Origin of the sequence: Amycolatopsis sp. NPDC051045, from assembly GCF_040682955.1 — a bacterium.
Lineage (GTDB): Bacteria > Actinomycetota > Actinomycetes > Mycobacteriales > Pseudonocardiaceae > Amycolatopsis.
Genome location: NZ_JBFBCC010000002.1, coordinates 145143 through 168911 on the forward strand (window position 1 = coordinate 145143; position 23769 = coordinate 168911).

The window sequence follows — 23769 nt, forward strand, 5'->3', positions numbered from 1 at the left end:
GCTTGCGTCACCGGCGATTTCTCGTCGGTGGGGCCACGGCGTGGGTTCACCATCGGGTGACGGGCCGGGGCCGTAGGGTGGCCGCACCGACTGCCGCCTGATCAGGAGCGTTCGTTGCCCCGCACCGCCGCGCCGCCCGTCCCGCGCACCGCCCCCGTTCTGGCCATTGTGGTCTGTCACAACGGGGAAAACTGGCTGCCGCTGGCGCTTTCTTCGTTGCGCCGCAGCACCGTCCGGCCCCGGCACGTGCTCGCCGTCGACACCGGCTCCACCGACGCGACCCCGCGGCTGCTCGCCGAAGCGGCCGAAGACCCCGGCCCGGACGCGGCCCCGGTCCTGTCCGGCGTCATCACGCTGCCGGGTGACACCGGCTTCGCCGCCGCGGTCGCCGGGGCCGTCGAGCACGCCGTCGAGCGGTGGGGCGACCCCGGTGCGTGGCTGTGGCTGCTGCACGACGACTGCGCCCCCGACCCGGACTGCCTCGAGCAACTCCTGGACGCCGCTACGAAAACCCCGTCCGCGACCGTGCTCGGCTCGCTGGGGCTCGACTGGACAGACCCGCGGCTGATCGTCGAAGCCGGCCTGTCCACCGACGCGTCCGGGCACCGCCAGCAGGTCGCCGCGCTCGGCGGAGAACCCGCCGAGGTGCTCGCCGTGCCCAGCGCCGGCTCACTCGTGCGCCGTGACGCCTGGGACGACCTCGGCGGCTTCGACCCGGAATTCCCGTTGCTGCGCGAGGATCTCGACTTCGGCTGGCGCGCGAACGCCGCCGGCGGGCTCGTCCTCGCCGTGCCCGCCGCACGCGTGCGGCACGCGCGCGCCGTCACCACCGGGCAGCGCGCGGCGGACGCGCTCCCCGGCCCGCTGGCCACCGCGAACCGCGCCCACGGGCTGCGGGTGTTCCTGGTGAACTGCTCGCCGTTTTCCTTCCTGCTCGGGATGATCCGGCTTCCGCTGCTCTCGGTGCTGCGCGCGCTCGCCTTCGTCGTGCTGCGCCGCACCGGGGAAGCGCGGGCCGAGTTCGCCGCGGCCGCGTACCTCCTCAGTGGACGCGGCGGATTGCGTGCCGCGCGGGCCCGCCGGCGGCGGAATCCGCGGCCGGGCACCGTTCGCGGGCTCTTCACCGGCCGCGGGACGCGGCTGCGCAACGCCGTCCGCGCGGGCGTCGTCGGCTTGGTGCGCCGGGGCGTCGAGAACGACGTCGCGCTCGGCCGGGTGCCCGAGACCGTCGAAACCGAGTCGGCGTGGGTGACGCCGGAGGCGCTCGACGCCCGCGAGAACCGGCCGGTCGGCCCCGACGCGCTGCCCGCCGGCGCGCTGCGCGGGGTCAGCTCACGCGGGTCCGGGCTGCGCCGGCCGGGCACGCTCGTCGCCGTCGCGCTGCCGGAAACCCCGGCGCCCGAACCGGCCGCCGAAGACGCGCCCGAAGCCGCGGAGCCGGAACCGGAGCTGGTCTTCGTCGAGGTGAACCGCCGCCGGGTGCTCGCGGCCACGGTCTTCGCGCCGCCCGTGGTCCTGCTCGTCGTGCTGACCGCGCTCGGCCTGGTCGTCAACCGCGCCCGGCTCGGCCTCGACCTCTTCGGCGGCAAGCTGCTCCCCGTCGCCGGGCTGGGGGAGCTCTGGTCGTCGTACCTGACGCCGTGGCACGCGATCGCGGGCGGCACCGGCGCGCCCGCGTCGGCCACCCTGCCGGTGCTCGGCACGCTCGGCGCGGTGTTCGCGCCGATCGGCGGCCCGGCCGCGCTGGTGGCGATCCTGTTCCTCGGCGACATCCCGCTGGCCGCGCTGAGCGCGTACGCGGCGACGCGGCGGCTTCGCGTGCGCCGCTGGGTCCGTGCCGTCATCGCTGCGACCTACGCGCTGCTGCCGGCCGCGACCGCCGGGGTGGCGCAGGGCCGGCTCGACGTCGTCGTGGTGCACCTGGTGCTGCCGCCGGTCGCGGCGGGCATCGCCGGGCTGCTGATCCGGGCGGACACGCGCTGGCTGCACGTGTCCGCCCTGTCGGCGTTCGGGGTGGCGCTGCTCGGCGCGTTTTCGCCGCTGGCGCACGGGCTCGCGCTCGCCGGGCTGCTGATCGGGTTCGTCGTGCTGCCGGCGCCGACCGGGCTGGCGCGCCGGATCGCCTCGGTCGGCATCGTGGTGCTGCTGCCGCTCGCGCTGCTGCTGCCGTGGCCGACCGTGCTGCTGAAGCACCCGGAACTGCTCGTGCAGGGGCTCGGCGGGGCGGCTTCGGCGGTGTCCGGCACCGACCTGGCCGGGCTCGACCCGGGCGGGCCGGGCGCCTGGCCCATCGGCGTCGCGGTGATCGCCGCGGCACTGGTGGCCGTGGTCGTCCGGCCGACGAAGCTCGCCGCCGGCGGCCTCGCGCTCGCGGCGCTGGGCGCGGGCGGGCTGGTGCTGGTGCGGCTGGTCGCCGTGACACCGGTGCAGGGCGGGGCTCCGGCGCACGGCTACGCGGGCGTGCCGCTGCTGATCGTCGGCGCCGGGCTGCTGTGGGTCGTGCTCGGGTCGTGGCAGCGCGGCGGCTCGGCCGGCGTCCCTGCGACGTGGCTGCCGAAGGTGATGGCGGTGGCCGGCGTGGCGGTGTTCCTGACGCTGGCGGCCGGAGCGGTGGTCGTCGGCGCGCAGGGACCGCTCCGGGCCGGTGCGCGGCCGTCGCTCGCGCCGGAGGTCGCGGCCGAGCTGGCCGCGTCCGGCCGGTCGGTGCTCGACCTGGCGCCGGACGCGACGCGGCAGATCGGCGGCCGGCTACCCCGCTACGGCGACGACGAGCTGGCCCCGACCCCCGGCACCCCGGCCCGGCTGGCGGCGTGGCGCCGCGAACTCGGCCAGGGCGACGCCGCGTCGGTGCAGGCCGTCGTGGCGGCCGCCGCGGCCGCGGGCGTGCAGTACCTGGTGCTGCCCCCCGGCGTCGACCCGCAGGCGTACCCGCCGCTGGCGAAGGACCTGCTCTCGGTGGCCGCGCCGACGTCCGACGGCCGGGGCGTGCTTCGCCTGCTTCCGCCCGCGGGGCAGGTGATCTTGATCTCGCCGGAGCAGGCGAAGGCGGCGGTCACGGGCGGCGGCGCACCCGGGAACGCGCCGGGCGTCGCACCGGTGCGAGCGGACCTGCCGGACGTGCGGGTGCGCGTCTCGGACGGTCCCACCGGACGGCTGCTCGTGCTGGCCGCGGAGCAGGAAGCGGGCTGGAAGGCCGCGGTGGGCGGCAAGGCGGTGCCGATCGTGCCGGCGTGGGGTCACCAGGTGGCGGTCTCGGTGCCGCCGACGTCGTCCGAGGTCACGGTGGAGTACCCGGGCACGGAACGGAACCTGCTGCTGCTGGCCCAGCTGGCGGCGGTGCTGTTCACGCTCCTGACGGCGGTCCCGGCCCGCCGGCGGCCGTGACGATCACCGCGCAGTGGGTCCACACCTCCTGGACGAAGCGTTCGCGCGGCGGGACGGCGGCAGCGATCCGGAACGGCACGCCGGCCGGCTTCGTGCTGCCGGCGCTGCCGCCCGGGACCGCGCACGTGGTGCGGATGCGTGAGGACACCGGCTTCGCGCCGGAGTCGTCGGAGGAAAGCCTGCGAGGCATGGCCGTGGCCCTGCGCGAGGTGGACGGCCGCCTGCGGGTGCTGTCCCACGCCGGGCCCGGGCTGCCTCCCCGGACCAGGCGTCCGCCCGCGGTGCGCCTCGCCCCCGGCGAATGGGTGCGTTGGCGGCTCAACCACCGCTACAGCAGCGCTTCGGGGATCCGGGGCTGGTCGTACTGGCTGGACACGTTCAACATCGCGTACGGCGAGGTTCCGCGCGAGGTGTTCCTCGGCGAGCCCAGGCACTTCGTCGACGAACAGGGCCCGGTCCGCTAGGTGCCGCTTCCGGGGCTACTCGCCTTCGATGACGTCCGGTTCCACGCCGAGGTACCCGGCCACCTGCTCCACCAGCACGTCGTGGACCAGCTCGGCCAGCTCCGAGGGGTCCTTCGCCCGTGCCTCGAGCGGCCGCCGGTACAGCACGATCCGCGCCCGCGTCGGCAGGCCGGTGCGGTCGACGCCCGCCGGGACCAGCCGCGACAGCGGGACCGCGCCGTCGTGGAGGACGCCGTCCGCCGGGGCGTGGCCGTTCTCACGGACCTCCGGCACGTCGTCGACCGCCACGTCGAGCTTCGTCAGCTCGTGACGCCAGCGGGCTTCGATCGGCTCCAGTGCGTCCAGCACCAGCGCGTCGAAGCGTTCCGCACGGCTCGCGGCGGCGGGCAGGGTCGCCGGATACAGCGCCCCGCGCAGGCCCCGGCCGTGCCGGTCCCGTCGCGAGCGCCGCCGCTGTCGGTAATCACGAGCCGTCGCCACGTCCGGAAGTCTATGCGGTCGGCGCGTCCCAGCGCGTGTCGCTCCTGGAGAGCTTGCGGCGACGCGCTATCGTTTCGGATCGTGCGGAGCGTACGGAAGTGTTCGCGTACTGGCTGTCTCGAGCCAGCTGTGGCCACGCTGACGTATGCCTACAGTGACTCCACCGCCGTCGTCGGCCCGCTGGCCACCGCCTCCGAGCCGCATTCGTACGACCTCTGCGAAGCCCACGCGCTGCGGCTGACCGTCCCGAAGGGCTGGGAGGTCGTCCGCCACGAAGGCGCGTTCGCCGCCCCGGACCCGTCGGCCGACGAGCTGACGGCGCTGGCCGAAGCCGTGCGCGAGGCCGGCCGCCCCGGCAAGCCCGCGCCGCCCGCCCCGGAGCCGGAGGGCCCGTCCGGGCGCCGCGGCCACCTGCGGGTCCTGCCCGGTCGCGCCTGAACGCGTAACCCACTCACCTCGCCGGTAGGCTTTCCGCGCGGCGCAGCGGGCGCCGGGACGACTATTCGCGGGGAGACGGCGTGCCAGACCTTTCGGGCATCGTGAAGGCCTACGACATTCGCGGCGTGGTCGGCGAGCAGCTCGACGCGGACCTCGTCCGCGGCTTCGGCGCCGCGTTCGCCCTGCTCATCAAGCCGGAGGCGCCGTCGGTGGTGATCGGCCACGACATGCGGGACTCCTCGCCGGGGCTGGCGGCCGCCTTCGCCGAGGGCGTCACCTCTCAGGGCCTGGACGTCGTGAGCATCGGGCTGGCCAGCACCGACCAGCTGTACTTCGCCTCGGGTTCGCTGAACCTGCCGGGCGCGATGTTCACCGCGAGCCACAACCCGGCCAAGTACAACGGCATCAAGCTGTGCCGCGCGGGCGCGTCGCCGGTCGGCCAGGACACCGGGCTGGCCGAGATCCGCGACACCGTCGAGCAGGGCGTGCCGGAGTTCGAGGGCCAGCGCGGCACGGTGAGCGAGCGGGACGTCCTCGCCGACTACGCCGCTTACCTGCGCAACCTCGTCGACCTGTCCGGCAGCCGGCCCCTGAAGATCGTGGTCGACGCCGGGAACGGCATGGGCGGCCACACCGTCCCGACGGTTTTCGACGGGCTTCCGATCGACATCGTGCCGATGTACTTCGAGCTCGACGGCACCTTCCCGAACCACGAGGCCAACCCGCTCGACCCGGCGAACATCGTCGACCTGCAGGCGAAGGTGCGCGAGGTCGGCGCGGACGCCGGCATCGCCTTCGACGGCGACGCCGACCGCTGCTTCATCGTCGACGAGCGCGGCGAGCCGGTTTCGCCGAGCGCGATCACCGCGCTGGTGGCTGTGCGCGAGCTGGCGAAGGACCCGGGTGGCACCGTCATCCACAACCTGATCACGTCCAAGGGCGTGCCGGAGATCGTCGCCGAGCACGGCGGCAAGCCGGTCCGCACCCGCGTCGGGCACTCGTTCATCAAGGCCGAGATGGCCCGCACCGGCGCCATCTTCGGCGGCGAGCATTCCGCGCACTACTACTTCCGCGACTTCTGGCGCGCCGACACCGGCATGCTGGCGGCGCTGCACGTGCTCGCCGCGCTGGGCGAGCAGGACGGCCCGCTGTCCGACCTGACCAGCGCCTACTCGCGCTACGCGGCCTCGGGGGAGATCAACTCCACGGTCGACGACCAGGTCGCGAAGATGATGGCCGTCAAGGACAGCTTCGGCACCCGCCCCGGCGTCGAGCTCGACGAGCTGGACGGCCTGACCGTGCAACTGCCGGGTGGTGCCTGGTTCAACCTGCGCCCCTCGAACACCGAACCGCTGCTCCGGCTGAACGTCGAGGCCGCGAACGCCGAGGCCGTGCAAGGGCTGGTGGACGAAGTACTCGCGATCATCCGCAGCTGACCCGTCCACGATGAAGGCGGGCCGCAGGGCCGAACTGTGTCCTGCAGGTGCCCTTCATCACACCTTCTCGCGTGGTATGGAGGAACCATGGCCATCACGCTCGACGCCCAGCTCCTCGAGATCCTGGCGTGCCCGTCGCCGGATCACGCCCCGTTGCGTCCCGGGGCGCCGGAAGATCCCGAGGCCGACGCGCTGACCTGCACGGAGTGCGGCCGGGTGTACCCGGTCCGTGACGGCATCCCGGTGCTGCTCCTCGACGAGGCGACCGCGCCGGGGGACCACAGAAATTCCGATGCCGACAGTGCTTGACGACACGCTGCTCGACGACCCCGCGCGGCTGGCCGAGGCCGACAGCTCGGGGCTGCTCCGGGCCGCCGCGATGGCCGGCGCCCAGGTGCGGGCGGCCGCCGAGCTGGCCGCGGAGCTCGAGCTGTCCGATCGGCTCGACATGGGCCGCCCGCGCGCCGTCGTGCTGATCGACCGGCCGGGGGTGAGCCGCACGCTCACGCGGCTGCTGGCCGCTCTGCTGGCCCCGTCGTGCCCGGTGCCCGTGGTCGTCGCCGAGGTGGTGCCGAGCTGGATCGGTGCGCTCGACGTCGTGTTCGCGCACACCGACGACCCCGATGACCGCGAACTCGCCGCGTCGCTGGACCGCGCGGCCCGCTACGGCGCTTCGGTGGTGCTTTCGGCGCCGTCGGAAGGTCCGGTGGCGGCCGCCGTGGCGGGCAAGGGCCTGCTGCTGGCGCCGCGCATCCCGGTACCGGCGGAGCTGGCCTTCCCGCGCGGCCTGGCCGCCGGGCTGCTCACCGCGAACGCGCTGGGTCTGCTGATGTCCGACGTCCAGGCGCTCGCCGACCAGCTGGACCTCGAAGCCGGGAAGGACTACCTGGCCCGGGATTCGTTCGAGAACCCGGCCAAGGCGCTCGCCCTGCGGGTCGCCGACCGCGTGCCGCTGCTGTGGGGGCTGGACCCGGTCGCGGTCGCCGTCGGCGAACACGCTGCGCACGCTTTCGCGGCCCACGCGGCCACGGTGTGCGACGTCGAGGACTATCGTCAGGCCCTGGCGCGCCCCGCATTGCGGCGGGCGGCGCTATCGGGTGGCGCGGAGCGTGACATCTTCGCCGATCCGGACGATTCCTCTGGTGACATCCCCACCCGGCTGCTGCTGCTCTCGGTGCGCACCGGTCCGGCCACGGACGCGGCGCGCTTCCAGGCCGAGGATCTGCTGCCCGGTGCGGACGTCATCGCGCCGGCCGAGGAGATCGAGGCCGACGAAATCGTGCGGGCCGCGGTGCTGGCACTGCGGTTCGAACTGGCGGCGGTCTATCTCGGGCTGGCGGCGGGCAGCATCGGCGGCGCGGGCCGCTTCGCGCCCGCGACGGCGTGAGACCCGCCTGGCACCGGCCGCGGCCGGTGCCCAAGGAGTGGAGTTGAGGTGACAGTGGAGCTGCTGCGCAACGCGGTGCGGCCCTACGCCTGGGGATCGCGGACGGCGATCCCCGAGCTGCTGGGCCGTCCGGTACCCGCGCCGCACCCCGAGGCCGAGTTGTGGATGGGTGCCCACCCGGGTGACCCGTCGCACGTCATCGGCCCCGACGGGACCGAGCGGAGCCTGCTGGAGCTCGTGGACGCCGACCCGGTGACCCAGCTCGGCGAGCGCTGCGCGAAGCGGTGGGGCGGGCGGCTCCCGTTCCTGTTGAAGATCCTCGCGGCCGAGGAGCCGCTGTCGATGCAGGCCCACCCGTCGGCGGCGCAGGCCGCGGAGGGCCACGCCCGCGAGGAGCGCCTGCGCATCCCGCGGGACGCGCCGAACCGCAACTACCCGGATCCGACGGCCAAACCGGAGCTGGTGTGCGCGCTGACGGAGTTCCACGCGCTCGCCGGGTTCCGCGCCCCGGACCGCACGATGAAGCTGCTGAAGGCCATCGAGACGCCCGGGCTGGCGAAGTACACCGGCCTCCTGGAGGCGCAGCCGGACCCGTCCGGGCTGCGGGCGCTGTTCACGACGTGGATCACGCTGCCGCAGTCGTCACTCGATTCCCTGCTGCCGGAAGTGCTGGACGCGTGCATCCGGCACGTCCAGGAGCACGGCGAGTTCGCGGTGGAGTGCCGGACGATCCTGGAGCTGGGCGAAGCGCACCCGCGGGACGCGGGCGTGCTGGCGGCGTTGCTGCTGAACCGCCTGACGCTGCGCGCGGGCGAGGCGATCTACCTGCCGGCCGGCAACCTGCACCTGTACCTGCACGGCACGGCCGTGGAGATCCTGGCCAACTCGGACAACATCCTGCGGTGCGGTCTGACGCCGAAGCACGTGGACGTCGCGGAGCTGCTGCGGGTGGTCGACTTCGCGTGCGGCGAGATGCCGGTGCAGTGCGGTGACGTGGGCAGCCGGATGGCGGTGTACCGCACGGACGCGCCGGAGTTCGAGCTGTCGCGCGTCGAGTGGGCGGCCGGTGAGGACGACGAGATCTCGGTCGACAGCGTCGGCCCGCAGATCCTCCTGTGCACGGCGGGCGACCTGCTGGTGACGGCGGACGACGGCGAGAAGGTCGAGCTGCGCCGCGGCCAGTCGGTGTGGCTGCCGGCGGCCGACCCCCCGGTGAAGATCCGCCCCGTGGGCGGCAACCGGTCCCAGCTCTTCCGGGCCACGGCCGGCACCTGCGAGGACTGACGCCCCGGAGGCCCGGCACGCGTGTCGTCCGTCCAGGTACGCGTGTCGTCTGTCGGTGTACGCGTGTCCTCCGTCCAGGTACGCGTGTCGTCCGGAGTTTCTGTGTGCGTTCCGTGTGGCGGCGTCCGCCACGATCGACACCAAGGGGGGACCCTGGTGCGCTGGTGCGCGCCACCGGTCCGCGGGGGGTGGCGCCGGTCGGGTTCGCCCGGCGTCCGGGCTTGGGGTGGTGCCGCGAGGGGGCGGCACCACCTCGGTGGCCACCCTCGCCGGAGGGGCGAGGTGCGGTGAGGGGACAGCACCACCCCCGTCTCGCCGGGGATGCCGGTGCGTCAGGCCGGTTCGGTCAGGGCGAGCAAAGCCCGCCGGAGGGCAGCCGCGCTGGCGTCACGCGGATCGACCAGGGCGGCGGCTTCGGCCGCCGCTTCCGCGGCTGATCCCTCGTCTCCCGTTGCTTCGTACGCCCGGCGGAGCACCAGCCACGTCAGCCCGGTCGCCGGTCGGCCGCCCATTTCGCGGAACTCGTCGAGGCACGCGCGGAGCACGGGGATCGCCTGGGCCGCCCGGCCTTCGCCGATCCAGCTCGCCGCCAGTGCCCGGGTGCACGACAGCTCGCGCGGCCGCTCGTCCAGCTCCCGCGCCAGCTCGCGGGCTTCGCCGAACGCCGCCGTCGCGGCGTCACGGGCCCCCGTCGCCGCCGAGATCGCGCCCAGCGTGCGCAACGACTTCGCCAGCGCCGACCGCACCTTCGTGCCGCGCAGCAGGTCCACCGACTCCGCGATCGCCGCCGCCGCGCCGGGATCGTCGCCGGTCAGCAGCGACGACCACGCGAACCCGTGCAGGGCCTCGCCGATCACGCGGCCGTCGCCGGTTTCACGGGCGGCCGCCAGCGCGGCCCGGTCGACCTCCCGGGCGGCGGCGATCCGGCCCAGCCGCAGCAGGGCGGCCGACTCCGCCGCCCGTACCCACCCGAGCTCCGCGGCCGAACCGTCCACGGTGAACAGTTCGCGCGCGTGGGCCGCCGTCTGCAGGGCCTCTTCGGCGCGGCCGAGCCCGATCAGGCAGTGCGCCAGGTTCGCCGAAACCCACGCGTGGGCGCGGCGGTCGCCGTGGGCTTCCAGTTCCTTGGCGCACGTGCGGTAGCGGTCGGCGGCCTCTTCGTACTGCCCGCGGGCGTGGCGCAGCAGCGTCAGGGTGGCCTCGGCGACGGCTGCCAGCGGCGGGTCTTCGGCCGCGGCCACCAGCACCGTCTCGTACGCCGCGCGCATGTCGGCGTACTGCCCGTGCAGGTACAGGTAGACGCCGAGCCGGTCGAGCAGCAGCAGCGCGTCCCGCGCGCCGAGCGCGCCGATGAGCAGCAGGAGGTTCGTGCGCTCGGCGGAAAACCAGTCGTCCGGACGCGCGATCAGCCGCTCCACCAGCTCGCGCGGCAGCGGCTGTGCGGGCGGCTCGTGGGCCGGGGACGGCATCGGCACCGTGCGCGGCAGCCGGGCCGCCGCCGCGTCGGCGAGCGCGAGCGTCGCCGCCAGCACCGTCCGGAGGCCCTCGGTGGGCGCCGGGTCGCCGAGCTCCGCGGCGTACAGCCGGACGAGGTCGTGCATCCGGTACCGGCCTTCGCCGGTCGCATCCGCTCCGCGGGCCTCCAGCAGGCTCGCCTCGACGAGCTCTTCGACCGCCTCGTCGGCGTCCGGGTCGTCGACCAGCGTCGTGACCGCCCAGGCCGGCAGGTCGGCGAGGCGGCACCGGCCGAGCAGCCGGAACGCGCGCCGCGCGGGCGGCCGCAGGCCTTCGTAGCTCAGCGCGATACTGCTCCGGACGGCCAGGTCGCTGACGGTCAGCTCGTCGAGGCGGCGGACCTCGTCCTCGAGCCGGTCGGCGAGCTCGCCGAGCCGCAGGTGCGGGCGGATGGCCAGCCTGCTGCCCGCGATCCGCAGGGCCAGCGGCAGCCGCGCGCACGCGGTGATGATCCGCTCGGCGTCGGCGCGCTCCCGGGCCACCCGCGCCCCGGCGAGCCGGTTCAGCAGCTCGGCGGCGTCGGCGCCGGACAGGGGGCCGAGGGCCAGCCGGTGCGCGCCGGCGAGGCCGCTCAGCCGGCGACGGCTCGTCACGAGCACCGCGCAGCCCGGCGTGCCCGGCAACAGGGTCCGGACGTGCTCGGGGTCGACGGCGTCGTCGAGCACCACCAGCACCCGCCGGTCGGTGAGCCGGCCGCGGAACACCGCCGCGCGGGCCCGCACGTCGTCCGGCACGGCCGGGCCGGGGACGCCCAGCGCCCGCAGCAGGTCGGCCAGCACCGCCCCGATGTCGCGACCCGCCAGCGGCACGTACAGCTGGCCGTCCGGGAACCGCGCGCGCAGCCGGTGCGCGGCGCGCACGGCGAGGGTGCTCTTGCCCGCACCCGGCTCGCCGCTGAGCACCGCGACCGGAACGCCGGTACCGGCGCCGAGCACGCCGGTCAGTTCCGCGAGTTCGGCGTCGCGGCCGGTGAAGTCCCCGATGTCCGGCGGGAGCTGGCACACCGGCCACACCGGCGGCGGCAACTGCGGCACGGGGTCTTCGCCGCGCAGGACGGCCGCGTGCACCCGGCGGGCCTCCGCGCCGGGCTCGACGCCGAGTTCCTCGACCAGCGTGGTCCGCAGCCGCCGGTAGACCTCCAGCGCTTTGCCCTGCTGCCCGGCCCGGTGCAGCGCGATCATCAGCTGCGCGGCCGGCCGTTCGCGCAGCGGTTGCTCGGCGATCATGGCCTGCAGCTCGCCGGTCAGCTCCCCGTGCCGCCCGGCGGTGAGCTCGGCGTCGACGCAGTCCTCGAACACCGCGAGCCGTTCGGACTCCAGCCGGGCGACCTCGGCGGCGAGCCTCGGCACGTGCAGCCCGGCCAGCACCGGCCCCCGCCACTGCGCGAGGGCCCGCCGGTAGTGCCGCGACGCGGCCACGGCGTCCCCGGCCCGCGCGGCGGCCTGCCCCTCGGCGGCTGCGGACCGGAACACGAGCAGGTCCAGCTCGTCCGGGCCGGCCCGCAGCCGGTAGCCGGGCGGGCCGTGCTCGACGCGCAGGCCGTCGATGCGCTCGCGCAGCCGGGAAAGGTAGGTGTGCAGGTTGGAGGTGTGGGACTTGGGCGGCCCGTCCGGCCACAGGGCCTCGACCAGCACGTCGACCGGGACGTGCTGGTTGGCGTTGAGCAGCAGCACGGCCAGCAGCGTGCGCTGCCGCGCACCGCGCAGGACCGCCCACCGGCCCGGCGGGCTTTCGACGGCGAGCGGACCGAGCACGGCGAAGTGCGCCATGTCACCTTCTCCGGAGTGGTCGGCAGGAAAAACCACGGTAGCGAAGGGGTACGACAGAACCGGCGGGCGCGGTTAGCCCGGTCGAGACGGTCCCGGGCGCGCGTTCCCATTAGGCTCCACCCGGACATTAAGGACCTACCAGGGGAGCGGTCGTGTCAGCTGGAGGCGGAACCAAGGCGATCATCGCGGCACTCGGCGCCAACGCCGGGATCGCGGCGGCGAAGTTCGCCGGCTTCCTCGTCACCGGGTCGTCGTCGATGCTGGCCGAGTCCGTGCACTCGCTGGCCGACACCACGAACCAGGGTCTGCTGCTGCTCGGCCAGAAGACGTCGAAGCGGGCGGCGGACAAGGAGCACCCCTTCGGCTACGGCCGTGACCGGTACTTCTACTCCTTCATCGTCGCGCTGATGCTCTTCACCCTCGGCTCCGCCTTCGCGTTCTACGAAGGCATCCACAAGATCGGCCACCCGGAGCCGCTCGAATCGCCGATCGTCGCCGTGATCATCCTGCTGGTCGCGGTCGGCCTGGAGAGCTACAGCTTCTACACCGCGGTCGGCGAGTCGAAGAAGATCAAGGGCGACGCGAGCTGGTGGGGCTTCATCCGCCAGGCCAAGGAGCCCGAGCTCCCCGTCGTGCTGCTCGAGGACGCCGGCGCGCTGCTCGGCCTCGTCTTCGCGCTGCTCGGCGTCGGGCTGTCGATCGCCACCGACGACCCCGTCTGGGACGGCATCGGCACCCTCGCGATCGGCGTCCTGCTCGGCGTCATCGCGATCATCCTCATCATCGAGATGAAGAGCCTGCTCATCGGCGAAGGGGCCAACGAGGGCGTCCTCGCGACGATCGTCGACGAGCTCGCCGCGGGCAAGGTCGAGCGCGTCATCCACATCCGCACCCAGTACCTGGGCCCGGACGAGCTGCTGGTCGCGGCGAAGCTGGCGATGGTGCCGGGGCTCGACACCGCCGAACTGGCCATGGCCATCGACGACGCCGAGGCCCGCGTCCGCGCCAAGGTGCCGGTCGCGAAGCTCATCTACCTCGAGCCGGACCTGGACCGCAGCCTCGCGAAGTAGTCCATGATCCACTTCGGGTCGTTCGGCGAGCCGTCACGGACCTGACCCGATAGGGTGACTTACCGCGATACACGCAGGCCGGCCGCAGGAGGTCAACGGTGCCCGGAACGGGATTGTGGCGCACTAAATCGATCGAACAGTCCATTGCGGACACCGATGAGCCGGATACCAAGCTCCGGCGGAACCTCAGTGCGTGGGACCTCACGGTCTTCGGCGTCGCCGTCGTCATCGGTGCCGGCATCTTCACGCTGACCGCGCGCACCGCCGGTGACTACGCAGGCCCGTCGGTCTCGCTGGCCTTCGTGTTCGCGGCGATCGCCTGTGCGCTGGCGGCGCTGTGCTACGCGGAGTTCGCCTCGACCGTGCCGGTCGCGGGCAGCGCGTACACGTTCTCCTACGCCACCTTCGGCGAGTTCATGGCGTGGATCATCGGCTGGGACCTGATCCTCGAGCTCGCCGTCGGCGCCGCCGCGGTGTCCAAGGGCTGGTCGGTGTACCTGGAGACGGTGCTCGGCTACCTGTTCGGCAAGGGCACCAAGACGACGTTCGACGTCGGGAGCGTGACGGTCGACTGGGGTGCGCTGCTCGTCGTGGCGGTCCTGACGACGCTGCTGGCCGTCGGCACGAAGCTGTCCTCGCGGGTGTCCATGGTGATCACCGGCATCAAGGTCGCCGTCGTGCTGTTCGTGATCATCCTCGGCTTCTTCTACATCAAGGGCGCCAACTACACGCCGTACATCCCGCCGGGCGAGACGGGCGGGGCCGGCCAGACCGGCGTCGACCAGTCGCTGTTCTCCCTGATCGCGGGGGGTGCGAGCAGCTCGTTCGGCGTCTTCGGGCTGCTGGCCGGCGCCTCGCTGGTGTTCTTCGCGTTCATCGGCTTCGACATCGTCGCGACCACCGCGGAGGAGACCAAGAACCCGCAGAAGGCCGTGCCGCGCGGGATCATGGGCTCGCTGGCGATCGTCACCGTGCTGTACGTCGCGGTGTCGCTGGTGGTCGTCGGCATGACGTCGTACAAGGACCTGGCCACCAAGGCGGGCGACGGCAGCCACAAGACCCTCGCCACGGCGTTCTCCGCGAACGGCGTCGACTGGGCGGCCAACATCATCTCCTTCGGCGCGCTGGCCGGCCTGACCACCGTGGTCATGGTGCTGATGCTGGGCCAGGTCCGGATCATCTACGCGATGTCGCGCGACGGCTTGATGCCGCGCGGGCTGGCCAAGACCGGCGAGAACGGCACGCCGAAGCGCGCGACGCTGATCGTCGGCGGCCTGGTCGCGCTCGCGGCCGGCTTCTTCCCGGCGGACAAGCTCGAGGAGATGGTCAACGTCGGCACGCTGTTCGCCTTCGTGCTGGTGTCGGCGGGCGTGCTGATCCTGCGGCGGACGCGGCCCGACCTGCCTCGCGCGTTCAAGGTGCCGCTGGTGCCGCTGATCCCGATCCTGGCCATCCTGGCCTGCCTGTGGCTGATGCTGAACCTGACCGTGCTGACCTGGCTGCGGTTCTTCGCCTGGATGGTGGTGGGCGTGGTGCTGTACTTCGGGTACAGCCGCCGGCATTCGCTGCTCGGCAGGCGGCAGGCCGAAGAACCCGTGAAGGCCCCCGAAGCCTGACTTGCGCGAGAAAAGCCCCATCGGCCTGGACGCCCAGGTCGGTGGGGCTTTTTGCGGCCGGTTCCCGAAACGGGAGGTTACGGCGCGATCAAGAGGATCTTGCGATTCGTACGCAAAGGGGGACCCCCCGTAAGCGGTCGGGTGACGTGCGATACCTTTCGATCCTTCGTGCGCCACTGACGGGTGAATTACAGCCGCGTGATTAACCACGTGCGGTGGCGACACGTCCCTCAGATTTGCCGTTCCTCCCCGTTCGGTACAGGAGAACTCATGCGCAGACGTTCCTTCCGCGGCGCCGTGGCGGTCATGGCGCTCACCACCGCTGCCCTCATCGGCACCGCCGGCTCCGCGCTGGCCTGCTACAGCGACGACGGCCGGTCCAACCCGATCCCCGACCGCAACCACGCGCCGTGCGCGGACGGGCAGAAGCTCCAGCAGAGCGACGTCGACATCGACGCCGCCACTGGCGAAGGCAAGAGCAGCCTGACCATCACCAAGGTGCACGACGGCGTGACCGTTACCCGCATCGTGATCATCGGCGGTGACGACGGCTTCAACGAGTACATCCCGGGCAAGGTCGGCAAGGGCGGCAAGAAGCTTGCGGAAAACGCGCCCTGGACGGACCTGAAGGCGACGAAGACCTTCAAGGGCCGTCAGCCGAACATCGACAAGTGGTTCCTGTGCGGCAAGAAGACCGAGAAGCCGACTCAGACGGTCACGCCGCCGACCAAGACGTCGACGCCGGCCACGAGCACGAAGCCGAGCGCCCCGGCGACCTCGGACACCTCCGTCTCGCCGACCAGCACCACGGCTCCGGCCGTCGTCCCGGCGGGCAACGAGTCGGGCACCGGCGGCGGCCTGGCCAACACCGGGTTCGACAACAGCTGGCTGATCTGGGTCGGCGCCCTGTTGCTGGCCGCCGGTGGCGGTCTGCTCGCGCTGCTGAAGTTCCGCCGCAAGGCTTCCGAGTGAAGCTGAGCTAGCCGAAGTTCCGTGAAGGCCCCTCGCTCCGCGCGCGAGGGGCCTTCACTGTTTCGGGGGGAAGTCCCCGAAGAGCGATCCCTGCTCGCCCCAGGACGGCTTGCCGAGGCCGGCGGCCATCGCGACGGCGTGGTCCCATTCGGCGTCCACCACGTAGTCCTGGTGCTTGAGCACCCCCGGCGCCCAGCGGTGCCGCCCGGTCGGGCCGCGCAGCGGGTCCGGCAGCCAGTGGTCACCGCCGAGGATCAGGACGCCGTTGCCGTCGGCCGTCGCCGACACCGGGCCGCAGCCGCCGTCCGGGAGGAACCCGACGCCGTGCAAGCGCCGGTCGGCGACCGAGTGCCGCCAGGTCGTCACGCCGCCGCCGAAGATGTCGGTGCCGCGGCACAGGGCCCGCCAGCGGCCGTCGAGGTCGGCGAAGAGCCGTTCCAGCGCTTCCTGCGGCAGCAACGCCGGGAAGGCGCGCTGGTAGCCCCACTGCAGCGGGGAGCCGGCCGTGAGCACGCCGACGCGTTCGAGGTCGGCCTCCGGCAGTTCGGCCGCCAGCCGGGCGGCGGCCATGATCGTGAGCAGGCTGCCGAGGTTGTAGCCGGAGAGCACCACGCGCGTGCCGGGTTCGGCGAGGTGCTCGCGCGCCCGCGCGGCCAGCTCGGGGACGACCTTCAGCGCGTAGCACGGCGGCACCGTCGGGTGGGCCGCCCGCGGCCAGAAGCAGACCAGGTCGGCCAGCGCCCCGAGGTGCCGGCTGCGCTGGGGGGTGCGCGCGGCCGTGTAGACCACCCGCAGCAGGCCCGCGGCCAGCGCGCCGAGCGCGAACACGCCGATCGCGGACAGCGGGCCGAACCAGCCGGGGACCAGCCCGAACCCGAAGCGCAGCACCAGCAGCGCCGCACCGCCCGCGGACATCGCCGACGCCACCGTCAGCGCCAGGTGGTGCAGGTGCCGCCGTTCCCACGCCGACCGCGCCCACGCCGCCGCGGCCTTGGCCTCCTGCTCCTCGTCGTGCTCCATCAGCCCGACGATCTCCGGGACGCCGCGCCGCAGCCGGCGCAGCGGGACGGCGACCGCGAAGCCCAGCACGCCGAGCACCGCGGCGAGCGCCAGCCCGGCTCCCCACAGCACCGTGACCAGCAAGTACGTGTCGGGCACCTGCAGGTGCTCGGCACCGGAAAGGCGGCGGAGGGCTTCGGCGAGACCGGCGCCGAACCCGCCGCCGAGCAGGCCGGCCAGTGCGAGCACCGGTGCGGCCGCCCAGCCGCCCATCCACGGCCGCAGCCGCTGCGGCTTGTGCTTCCAGCCGGGCCGGGCCAGCAGCGCGGGCGGGGCCAGGAACAGCGCGAACAGCACCGTGACGGCGACCAGGGCCGCCCCGAGGCCTTCGACGACGCCGTTGGTCCCCGGCAGCGGGCCGGTGCCCGGCCGCAGCCGCACCGCGGCCACGACGACCAGCAGGGTCGCGAAGGCGAGCACGCCGGGCCGGGCGAACCGGCCGGTGTCGACGCCGATCGCGGCGGCGACGACGGTGGCGACCACGACCCCCAGCGTGATGATCCACACGGCCAGGTCGAAACTGCCGCCGGGCGCGCGGAACGGGCCGCCGAGCAGCAGCAGCGCGACCGAGGCCAGCGCGGCGACGGTGTGCAGGCAGCGCAGCGCCGGGGTCTCCGGGTCGGCGCGCATCCGCAGCGGCCCGCCGGTCAGGTCGCCGTCGGCGTGCACCGCCCACGTCGCCGAGGAGATCCGGTGCAGCACGAAGATCACGGCCAGCAGCGGCAGCACGCCGACGGAGATCCGCGCGGGAACCGAGCGGAGCACGTCGGGGATCACGGGCAGGCAGCCCGACCCGGGCGCGAGGCACTGCGTGGCGAACAGGTCGAGCGCGATCGCCGCGAGCTGGCCCATCAGCAGCATGGTCAGCAGCAGGGCGCCGACGCGCAGCAGCCCGCGGCACACGGCGCCGAGGACCCGCGCGAGGCGGCGGTCCGGCGGGACCGGGGGCAGCATCCAGAACGCGACGTTGGCCAGGGAGAACGGGAACAGCAGCGCCCAGGTGGCCTTGGCGGCGCCACCCGAGGTCATGCCGTGCCAGAGGTAGCCCTCGAGGGTCCTCGGGATCGACCGGCCCAACGCCGGCAGCACCGGTCCGGGAGCCGGCCGGCGCAGCCGGTCCGCCGGGCGGACCACCCGGCCCAGCCCGTCGCCGGCGACGTCGACGGTCGAAACCGCGTCGAGCAGCGTTTCCCCGCTGGTGCCCACGAGCCCCGCGACGCGGATTTCCACGACGCGGGTGTCCTGGCCGGGCATGGGCACAGTAAGGGCCTCCTAACCATTCTAGGGACAGTCGAGCGGACAACGGTAGTGTTCGGAGGTAATCGAGTCTTGGAGGAATCGCCACTATGACCCCCGAAAGCGTTGCCAAGCGGCACGAGACCCGCAACGGCATCGAGTTCGCCGTCGCCGATCTCGAAGCCGCCGAATTCGGCCGCAAGGAGATCCGCCTCGCCGAGCACGAGATGCCCGGACTGATGGCGCTGCGCCGCGAATACGCGGAGGTCTACCCGCTGCGCGGGGCGCGCGTCTCCGGCTCGCTGCACATGACGGTGCAGACCGCCGTGCTGATCGAGACCCTGGTGGCGCTGGGCGCGGAGGTGCGCTGGGCGTCCTGCAACATCTTCTCGACGCAGGACCACGCGGCCGCCGCGGTCGTCGTCGGCCCGCACGGCACGACGGAAGCACCCCAGGGTGTGCCGGTCTTCGCCTGGAAGGGCGAGTCGCTCGAGGAGTACTGGTGGTGCACCGAGCGGATGCTCACCTGGGACGACAGCGGTGATCTCGGGCCCAACATGATCCTCGACGACGGCGGTGACGCCACCATGCTGGTGCACAAGGGCACCGAGTACGAGAAGTCCGGCGTGGTGCCGAGCCCGGACGAGAACACCTCGGACGAGTTCCGCGTGTTCCTCGAGCTGCTGCGCACCTCGGTCGCGGCCGACACCGGCAAGTGGACGAAGATCGGCGAAGGCATCCGCGGGGTGACCGAGGAGACCACCACCGGCGTCCTGCGGCTCTACCAGCTGGCGGCGGCCGGTGAGCTGCTGTTCCCGGCGATCAACGTCAACGACGCGGTGACGAAGTCGAAGTTCGACAACCGCTACGGCATCCGCCACTCGCTGATCGACGGCATCAACCGCGGCACCGACGTGCTGATCGGCGGCAAGGTCGCGGTCGTCTGCGGCTACGGCGACGTCGGCAAGGGCGCGGCGGAGTCGCTGCGCGGCCAGGGCGCGCGCGTCATCGTCACCGAGATCGACCCGATCTGCGCGCTGCAGGCGGTGATGGACGGCTACGCGGTCCGCAAGCTCGAGAGCGTGCTGCCCGAGGCCGACATCATCATCACCACCACCGGCAACAAGGACGTCGTGCTGGTGGAGCACATGGCGAAGATGAAGCACCAGGCGATCCTGGGCAACATCGGCCACTTCGACAACGAGCTGGACATGGCCGGCCTGGCGCGGTACCCGGGCATCCGGCGGATCAACATCAAGCCGCAGGTCGACGAGTGGATCTTCCCGAACGGCAACACGATCATCGTGCTGTCGGAGGGCCGGCTGCTGAACCTGGGCAACGCGACCGGGCACCCGTCCTTCGTGATGTCGAACAGCTTCTCCAACCAGGTGATCGCGCAGGTCGAGCTGTTCACCAAGCACGAGGAGTACGACAACGAGGTCTTCCGGCTGCCGAAGAAGCTCGACGAGAAGGTCGCGAAGATCCACCTCGACGCACTGGGTGGCGAGCTGACGAAGCTCACCAAGGACCAGGCCGAGTACATCGACGTCGACGTCGAAGGGCCGTTCAAGGCGGACCACTACCGATACTGAGTTCTCTGCGTTTTAGCAGGTCAAGGCCGCCCCGAACGTGTTCGGGGCGGCCTTTTGTATTGCGTTGGCGACAGTGATAGCTCGAATGGGTGAAGTGATATCATGGTGGGGTGAAACAGTTGATCACCCGGATCGACGATGAGCTGCACGCCCGGCTGAAGGCGAGAGCCGAAGCCGAGGGGCGCAGCATGAACGACCTGGTCACGGAAGCGTTGAGGGGCGTAGTGGCGAAGACCGAAACCCCGCTCGAGAGGCGGAACCGCCTGGTGGCGGAAGGCAAACTGATCGACTTCGAGCCGGAAGGGGAAGCGCCCGGGCACGACAAGCTGGAAGAACGCTCGCGGGGCTGGGGCACGGCCGTCAGTGAGGCACTCGACTGGACCCGGGGTGAATGGTGACTGTCTTCTACGCCGACACGAGCGCTGTGGTCGGGGCCTACCTCAGCGACGAGGCGGACCACGCCGAGCTGCGGGAACTGCTGATCGACAGCGGGCACCTCGTGCTCACCAGCGAGCTGACCCGGCTGGAGTTCGCCAGCGCGATGACCGCCGCCAAGCGGGACGGGCGGATTCCGGATGCCCGTGAGTTCCTGGCGCAGTTCGACGAGGACACCCGGACGGTGCTGGGCGTGATCCCGCTGGAGCCGTCACGGATCTTCCCGGCCGCTCGGCGGCTGGTCACCGACAACTATCCGGTGCGCACCCTCGACGCGATCCACATCGCCGTCGCGATGCACGACACGGCCGAGCTGACCGGAGGTGAACCGGTCACCTTCGTCACCCGCGACGAGCGTCAGGCCGAAGCCGCGAAGGCCAACGGATTCAAGGTGCTGTGATGGTCGATCCGATGGGGGCATCGGCGGTCTCCCCCGCGTAGTCTCGAGGTCGTTCTTGGCTTCACGAACCTCACGGCCCGGTAGGTAGTCCGGGCGGCCCTCCAGGCCCGTTGTCCTGTCACATTGGCGGGAAACCGGTGACGCCAGGCTGATCCGTCACGCCTGGAGGTTTCCCGATGCATGGAGTGTTCACGCTGTACCACGACGGCCGGTTCTGGGTCGGCGTCTACGAAATCCACGAAGACGGCCTGGTCCGGGCCGCGCGCCACATCTTCGGCAGCGAGCCCAACAACGCCGAGCTGGCGGCCTTCGCGGCCGGCCGCGACTTCGTCCGGCTGGCCGACGACGCTCGCAAAGCCCCGCCGGTTCCGCAGTCGGAACACCCCAAGCGGCTCGCGAAGAAGACTCACGACGAGGTGGGCATCGGCACGGCGGCACAGCGCGCGCTGCGAGACGCGGCCACCGAGCGCGCGGCAGAGAACAAGGCGGCCCGCAAACGCCGCGCGGCGGCGGAGGCCACCCGCCGCCGAGCCCTGGCCCGGGCGAAATCCCGCGCCAAACACCGCGGCCACTAGCGAGACACCCGCTTGATCACCCGAGATGCCCCGCCAATCACGCGTGTCTGGCGGGGCATCGCGGGGCTAGTTCCACTCGACGGCGACCCCGGCCAGCCCGGGCCCGGCGTCGCTGAAGAACGCGCTGCTCACGCCGCCCATGTCGCACGCCAGTTCCTCCGCCACCACCGGCAGGGCGTCGTCGCGGGCTCGGACCTGGCGGGTGCAGCGGGCCGGCAGGGCGTTGCGGTCGAAACGGAGCTGGACCAGGTAACTCGCGCACCGGTCCCGCAGCATCCGGTAGTAACCCGGCGACGCCGACCCGGAATCGTCGCGGACCTCGAAGCAGAACACGTGGATGTCGCCCTCGGCGAGCTTGCGGTCGAACAGCAGCTCGGTCGCCATCGTGTCCGCGTCCGGGTTGCGGCGCATCCGCCCCACCCGGCAGCCCTCGTCGGTGATCAGCTCCACGTCGTCGATGCGGCAGCCCGGGTCGCCGTTGTACACCGTCAAGTACCGGTCCGGGCCGTGCCGCCGGGCGCGCGTCACCAGCCGCGTGCGCAGGCTGACCTGGCGGTGTTCGGCGTCGAACGTGATCGTGTCGTGGACCGACAGCAGCTCGAGGTCGGCGTTGTAGTGGTTCGACGAGGGGTACGCACCCAGCTCGGCCAGCAGGTCCTCCACGATCGACCCCATGTCGCCGGAGCGCAGGTCGTGGAACGACGCCGCCGGCTGGTGGCCGCGCCGGACCAGCCGCGGGCCGATCAGCACCACCAGGGCGTCCGCGGGCAGCTGGAGGACCGATTCCAGGGCCCGGACCGCCGGCAGCGCCTTCGGCACCTCGGGTTGACGCAGCCCGCGTTGCCAGTAACTCAGCGTCGACTGTCCGATTTGGACCCCGCGCAGCGCGAGGTGGGCGCGCAGCCGGGCCAGCGACAGCCCGCGGTAGGCGATCGCCAGCCGCAGGGCGTGGTGGAACTCACCCGTCCGGAGCGCCTCGGTCAGCTCTTTCGGCAGTTCGGCGACCGATGCCCGGGTCGTGCGGGCGCCATCGATGATCAGTGGGAGGTTCCCGTCTTGTGCCACCGCTCGTCCCTTCACCCGACCAGTGTGTGCGCTGGGCGTGAACACCGCGGAACGTTCACGGTAGCAGCGTAGGTTGGCCGTGCCGACCCCCGTTCAGGGAGGTTGGCCTCGTTGTGGTGAGTGTTCCGCGTTCCGGCTGTGCCCCGGAACGGTCCGTTCCTCCGGATGGCGTTCTTGCTCCTTGTGACCGCAATGTTCACCGTTGTGACCACCGCTGGTTCGCCCACTCCTCCGCAGGAGGCCGTCTGTGCAGGTGAAGTCGAGCCGGGTCCACGCCACCCTGGCTGTGTGCCTGATGTTGTGCCTGGTCGCCCCGGCTCAGGCCGGTGCAGCCGCGCCCGGAGTGCCGTCGACCTACCGGAACCGGATCGTGCTGCAGCTCCAGCAGAAGAACCAGTGGTGCTGGGCCGGTGCGGGCAACACCATCGCCGCCTACCACGGCGCGGTCGTCAGCCAGACGCGGTTCTGCCAGCTCGCCCACGGTGAGACCGGCGCGGACTGCGCCAACCTCCCCGGCACGCTCGCCGACCCGCAGCGCGCCTTCGCACGGCTCGGCTTCACGTCGCCGGGCCGCTACCTCGACCGGCCCCTTTCCTACGCCGACGTCCGGACGCAGACCGCGGCGGACCGGCCGGTCGAAACCCGGGTCGGCTGGCGCTCCGGCGGCGGTCACGTCCACGTCCTCTACGGCTACGACACCAGCGGCGAGTGGGTGTTCTGGGGTGACCCCGGTCCGGCCAAGCGCTACAACTGGTCGACCTACGGGTACTACACGCAGAACTCGTCCTTCACCTGGACGCACACGCTCACCGGGATCGCCCGATGAGCAGGCGGGTGCTGGTGCTCGCCGTGCTGACCGGCGCGGCGCTGCTGATGACGGCCCCGGTGTCAGGCGCGGCCCAGGCCACGGGCATCAGCAGCGCCGACGCCGTCGCGGCGCACAGCGCGGCCGCGGGGTTCGAGGACGTCCTGGTCGGGTTCTTCGCCCAGGCGCCGGGGGCCCGGAAGCCCGTCTCCGCGCGGATCGCACCCGACGCCTACCCCGTGTACGAGCTTTCGCCGGACTTCGTCGCAGGCCAGCCCGGCGCGGCGCCCGGCGAGTTCGCCTACTTCGCGATACCCGCGCGAGCCTCCGACGGCCGGACCGCGACGCTCTGGTCGGTCCGCGGCGCGGACGGCGGCTGGCAGGTCGGCAACATCGCCTCGGGTGACGTCGAGGGCGAGTACGCCCGGCAGCTGCCCGCGGGGGCCCAGCTGCTGCACGAACCGCAGGTCGACGTCTGGTACGCGGTGCGTGACGGCCACGTCACGGCGCTGTCGGAGAACAAAGCGGTCACCCTCGTCGACTACCAGCGGACCGTTTCGCAGCGGTACGGCGACAAGCTCCCCGGCTCGGACTACGCCCGCGACGGCGAGGCCGGCGGCTACGACGCCACGTCCCAGGTGATGCCCCGCGGCGACGGCGGCCCGGCGCCGACCGGCCACGACACCGGCTGGCTGCCGCTGCTGATCCTCGTCGGCGTGCTCGCGGTCAGCGGCGCCGGCTACGTGCTCCACCTGCGGCGGCACCCCGCCTAGACGAACCGGCGGGC

The 23769-nt window shown here is 72.7% G+C and carries 20 protein-coding genes; 16 read left to right on the forward strand and 4 right to left on the reverse strand.

Annotated elements, in window-relative coordinates:
* Window positions 1–114: 114 nt before the first annotated feature.
* Window positions 115–3384: a glycosyltransferase family 2 protein gene (locus AB0M80_RS04785; protein WP_364558930.1), complete on the forward strand. Its 3270-nt coding sequence runs from the start codon at window positions 115–117 to the stop codon at window positions 3382–3384.
* A complete protein-coding gene (locus AB0M80_RS04790; RefSeq protein ID WP_364558933.1) occupies window positions 3381–3848 on the forward strand; it encodes a hypothetical protein in 468 nt (155 codons plus the stop codon). Before AB0M80_RS04785 ends, AB0M80_RS04790 begins: the two co-directional genes overlap by 4 nt.
* Window positions 3849–3863: 15 nt before the next feature.
* On the opposite strand, the gene AB0M80_RS04795 is transcribed toward AB0M80_RS04790, so the two are convergent.
* Entirely contained in the window at window positions 3864–4328 is a 465-nt protein-coding gene (locus tag AB0M80_RS04795) for a metallopeptidase family protein (RefSeq protein WP_364558935.1), read from the reverse strand.
* An 81-nt stretch (window positions 4329–4409) separates the two neighbouring features.
* On the opposite strand from AB0M80_RS04795, the gene AB0M80_RS04800 reads away from it, so the two are divergent.
* From AB0M80_RS04800 to manA, 5 genes are all read left to right on the forward strand, one after another.
* Window positions 4410–4766, forward strand: coding sequence for a DUF3499 domain-containing protein (locus tag AB0M80_RS04800; RefSeq protein WP_285986112.1), 357 nt, complete (start codon window positions 4410–4412; stop codon window positions 4764–4766).
* Between the two features lie 80 nt (window positions 4767–4846).
* Window positions 4847–6202: a phosphomannomutase/phosphoglucomutase gene (locus AB0M80_RS04805; protein WP_364558938.1), complete on the forward strand. Its 1356-nt coding sequence runs from the start codon at window positions 4847–4849 to the stop codon at window positions 6200–6202.
* A gap of 87 nt (window positions 6203–6289) precedes the next feature.
* On the forward strand, window positions 6290–6511 hold the full coding sequence (locus AB0M80_RS04810; protein WP_364558940.1) for a Trm112 family protein: 222 nt from the start codon (window positions 6290–6292) through the stop codon (window positions 6509–6511).
* A complete protein-coding gene (locus AB0M80_RS04815; RefSeq protein ID WP_364558943.1) occupies window positions 6495–7589 on the forward strand; it encodes a hypothetical protein in 1095 nt (364 codons plus the stop codon). Before AB0M80_RS04810 ends, AB0M80_RS04815 begins: the two co-directional genes overlap by 17 nt.
* 54 nt (window positions 7590–7643) lie before the next feature.
* The gene (gene manA / locus AB0M80_RS04820) at window positions 7644–8873 is read left to right on the forward strand and encodes a mannose-6-phosphate isomerase, class I (RefSeq protein WP_364560332.1); all 1230 of its coding nucleotides are present in this window, start codon (window positions 7644–7646) and stop codon (window positions 8871–8873) included.
* Between the two features lie 332 nt (window positions 8874–9205).
* On the opposite strand, the gene AB0M80_RS04825 is transcribed toward manA, so the two are convergent.
* Entirely contained in the window at window positions 9206–12157 is a 2952-nt protein-coding gene (locus AB0M80_RS04825; RefSeq protein WP_364558945.1) for a BTAD domain-containing putative transcriptional regulator, read from the reverse strand.
* Between the two features lie 152 nt (window positions 12158–12309).
* Here AB0M80_RS04825 and AB0M80_RS04830 point away from each other — a divergent pair, with 152 nt between their 5' ends.
* The 3 genes from AB0M80_RS04830 (at window position 12310) to AB0M80_RS04840 (ending at window position 15815) form a co-directional block, all read left to right on the forward strand.
* Window positions 12310–13227 carry a cation diffusion facilitator family transporter gene (locus AB0M80_RS04830; protein WP_364558948.1) on the forward strand — a complete coding sequence of 306 codons (918 nt, stop codon included), beginning with the start codon at window positions 12310–12312 and terminating at the stop codon, window positions 13225–13227.
* A gap of 98 nt (window positions 13228–13325) precedes the next feature.
* The gene (locus AB0M80_RS04835) at window positions 13326–14843 is read left to right on the forward strand and encodes an amino acid permease (RefSeq protein WP_364558951.1); all 1518 of its coding nucleotides are present in this window, start codon (window positions 13326–13328) and stop codon (window positions 14841–14843) included.
* A 270-nt stretch (window positions 14844–15113) separates the two neighbouring features.
* Complete coding sequence (locus tag AB0M80_RS04840; RefSeq protein ID WP_364558953.1) at window positions 15114–15815, forward strand: LPXTG cell wall anchor domain-containing protein; 702 nt, start codon at window positions 15114–15116, stop codon at window positions 15813–15815.
* 54 nt (window positions 15816–15869) lie between these two features.
* On the opposite strand, the gene AB0M80_RS04845 is transcribed toward AB0M80_RS04840, so the two are convergent.
* Window positions 15870–18128, reverse strand: coding sequence for a hypothetical protein (locus AB0M80_RS04845; RefSeq protein ID WP_364558956.1), 2259 nt, complete (start codon window positions 18126–18128; stop codon window positions 15870–15872).
* 92 nt (window positions 18129–18220) lie between these two features.
* Between AB0M80_RS04845 and ahcY the strand changes: the two genes are divergently transcribed.
* The 4 genes from ahcY to AB0M80_RS04865 all read left to right on the forward strand — a co-directional run bounded on the left by ahcY (window position 18221) and on the right by AB0M80_RS04865 (window position 21112).
* A complete protein-coding gene (gene ahcY / locus AB0M80_RS04850) occupies window positions 18221–19702 on the forward strand; it encodes an adenosylhomocysteinase (protein ID WP_364558959.1) in 1482 nt (493 codons plus the stop codon).
* 110 nt (window positions 19703–19812) lie between these two features.
* A complete protein-coding gene (locus tag AB0M80_RS04855) occupies window positions 19813–20100 on the forward strand; it encodes a toxin-antitoxin system HicB family antitoxin (RefSeq protein ID WP_364558962.1) in 288 nt (95 codons plus the stop codon).
* Window positions 20094–20537 (forward strand): type II toxin-antitoxin system VapC family toxin, encoded by a 444-nt coding sequence (locus tag AB0M80_RS04860; protein WP_364558965.1) that lies wholly within the window; start codon window positions 20094–20096, stop codon window positions 20535–20537. The genes AB0M80_RS04855 and AB0M80_RS04860 overlap by 7 nt, the downstream gene beginning before the upstream one ends.
* A 176-nt stretch (window positions 20538–20713) precedes the next feature.
* On the forward strand, window positions 20714–21112 hold the full coding sequence (locus tag AB0M80_RS04865) for a YjdF family protein (RefSeq protein ID WP_364558968.1): 399 nt from the start codon (window positions 20714–20716) through the stop codon (window positions 21110–21112).
* 66 nt (window positions 21113–21178) lie between these two features.
* On the opposite strand, the gene AB0M80_RS04870 is transcribed toward AB0M80_RS04865, so the two are convergent.
* Window positions 21179–22177 carry a hypothetical protein gene (locus AB0M80_RS04870; protein WP_003085563.1) on the reverse strand — a complete coding sequence of 333 codons (999 nt, stop codon included), beginning with the start codon at window positions 22175–22177 and terminating at the stop codon, window positions 21179–21181.
* Window positions 22178–22424: 247 nt separating this feature from the next.
* Here AB0M80_RS04870 and AB0M80_RS04875 point away from each other — a divergent pair, with 247 nt between their 5' ends.
* Together AB0M80_RS04875 and AB0M80_RS04880 are read left to right on the forward strand one after the other, a co-directional pair.
* The gene (locus AB0M80_RS04875) at window positions 22425–23003 is read left to right on the forward strand and encodes a papain-like cysteine protease family protein (protein ID WP_364558970.1); all 579 of its coding nucleotides are present in this window, start codon (window positions 22425–22427) and stop codon (window positions 23001–23003) included.
* The gene (locus AB0M80_RS04880; protein WP_364558973.1) at window positions 23000–23755 is read left to right on the forward strand and encodes a hypothetical protein; all 756 of its coding nucleotides are present in this window, start codon (window positions 23000–23002) and stop codon (window positions 23753–23755) included. Before AB0M80_RS04875 ends, AB0M80_RS04880 begins: the two co-directional genes overlap by 4 nt.
* Window positions 23756–23769: the final 14 nt, after the last annotated feature.